The sequence below is a fragment of the Pseudonocardia sp. Ae505_Ps2 genome (assembly GCF_001932425.1).
GTDB lineage: Bacteria > Actinomycetota > Actinomycetes > Mycobacteriales > Pseudonocardiaceae > Pseudonocardia.
Window position 1 is genome coordinate 71,155 of sequence record NZ_MCIP01000002.1, and the last position, 2,155, is coordinate 73,309.

Below are 2,155 nucleotides of genomic sequence, written 5' to 3' on the forward strand. Positions count from 1 at the left end.
CAGCCGACGCACGACAAAGTCCATCGACGGGACCTCGTACACAGGTTGGTTCACCGAGGACTTCACGCTTGCTGAGCTCCGTACCCTGCGGGCGGTTGAACGCATCCCCGACATCCGTCCGCACAATGCCCTCTACAATGGTCGGTATCCGGTCCCTACCTTCGACGAGTACCTGGCTCTGCGCGCGCGGATGTCCCGAGAGCTCGGACGGGAGATCGGGATCTACCCCGAGATCAAGCACTCGACGTACTTCGCCGGCATCGGTTTGCGAGTGGAGCCAGCATTCGTAGCTGCTCTCGACCGGCACGGACTGAACCGCCGAGGCGCGCCCGTCTTTGTCCAGTCGTTCGAGGTCGGGAACCTGAAGTGGTTGCGTGAGCGACTCCAGGTCCCGCTCGTACAGCTTACCGATGCGACCGGCGGCCCGGCGGATCTGGCTGCAAGACAAGTGCCTCGGATGTGGAAAGAGCTCACCACACCGGCGGGGCTGACGGAGATCGCTCGTTACGCCGACGCGATCGGGCCATCGAAGGAACAAATCGTCCCTCTCAGCCAGGATGGAACATCAGGACCCACAACGTCCCTGGTCGGCGATGCTCACACCGCCGGCCTGCTTGTGCACCCCTACACGTTCCGTAACGAGAACGCGTTCGTACCCGCACAGCTGCGGCGTCCCGGTTCCGCCTCCGACTTCGGCGACGCATTCGCGGAATACTCGGCAATCGTCGACGCCGGCGTTGACGGAGTCTTCTCCGACAACACCGACACCGCCGTCGCTGCTCTTCGCGCCAACTGACAGCCAGCTGCCTACCAGACCAATCTCCCCAGAGAGCGGCTTTGATGTGGCTTTGAAGCGACTGGAAGCGCCTGTGAAGCGGCCTTGATCGGGCTCTGGAGCGGTGGCCGGCCGGGTATGGGCTGTGACCTGCGGGTTGGTGGTGCTGGAGCGCTTTGGGAGGTACGGCACGAAGTCCGGTTCTGGTGAGGTGTTTTTCTGGGTTGGGTGGATTACCGTGTTAGGTGGATGTTTCACGTTTTCACGTTTCGAGTACCGAGTGTGGTCGCATGATTGCGCCTGGTAGTGGTTCTTGACCGGTGGGGGGGGCGTGTTCGGATGCGCTCGTGAGTGCAAAGAGGTTTGCGTGCCGGGGTATTGGTGCGGTGTTGGTCGTGGCTGTTGCCGTGGGCTCGGCTGCGGGGGTTGCTGCGGCTGAGACTTCGTCTGTGGCTACTGCTTCGGTGGCTGGTGTCCGCTCCTTGGGGATCATTCCGGGGCAAGAGCGGGACAGAATTGAAGGGCTGACGCTGTTCCTTGAGCGTATTAGTGCAGTCCCTGACTCGGTTCTTCGTCAGGGGGATTCTGTTGCTCAGGATTGGTTGCGGTCGCACTATTCTGTTGTCGGTGGCCAATCTCGCGCTAGTGTTGTTGGTTGCGTCGGGGCTATTGGTGTTGCGGTAGGTGGTGTTCTAGTTCCTGCGGCTAAGATTCTGAAGATTAAGAAGTTGGTTGCGCAGCTGGGGGGCGTCAAGGAGGCTGTGCAGACTTTCTGGGGGGCGAGTTTCAGGTGGGAGAAGATCCAAGCTATCGGGGGCCCGGTGGCTGCCCTGGGGGCGGAGTTGCTTGGAATTACTGCGGTGCGTACGCAGTGTTTCTCTTGATCGTTGTTCGGCGCGTAGCGAACGGCGGTGGCGCTTATGTCGCGTGAGCGGTCGTCGGTATTCATCACGAGTGGTGGGATTGCGCTGATCTGCGCCCTCATCGGGGCGGCGTTTCTCTTCATGGGAGAAGATGTCTTCGTTCCTCTAGCTTTCTTCGGTCTTGGAGTGGGGGTGTGGGCGTCAGGTGGGTCGCCGGTGTTTGCCCGTACCGGGCTCTCTCGCACTGAAAGAAAGCGAGAAGCTGCGACAAGAGCGGCGAAGGCTAGAAAGATTGATCCGGCTGAGTTGCGTAAGTGGAGAGAAAGGAATCCTTCTTACGGTTTGGCGGAGGCGATCGAGAAGTACTGGGAGGAAAACCGGTGAACATGGACTGTCGGGTGAGGCGGGCTGCGGCGGGTGGTGTGTCGTCGGCGCGGCTCGTGGGCAAGTTGATCCGGACCGGAGCCCGCGCTAGCGGGTGAGGACCGGAAGCGGCGCGGCAGTTCCGGGTCCGCGC

Annotated in this window: 2 protein-coding genes; both read left to right on the top strand. The window is 61.4% G+C overall.

Going from position 1 to position 2,155, the window contains the following annotated elements; genetic code table 11:
- Window positions 1-796 (top strand): glycerophosphodiester phosphodiesterase family protein (locus Ae505Ps2_RS34340; RefSeq protein ID WP_084786543.1); only part of this gene is annotated, 796 nt, incomplete at its 5' end.
- 890 nt (window positions 797-1,686) lie between these two features.
- Window positions 1,687-2,022, top strand: coding sequence for a hypothetical protein (locus Ae505Ps2_RS34345; protein WP_139319116.1), 336 nt, complete (start codon window positions 1,687-1,689; stop codon window positions 2,020-2,022).
- The last annotated feature ends 133 nt before the right edge of the window (window positions 2,023-2,155 follow it).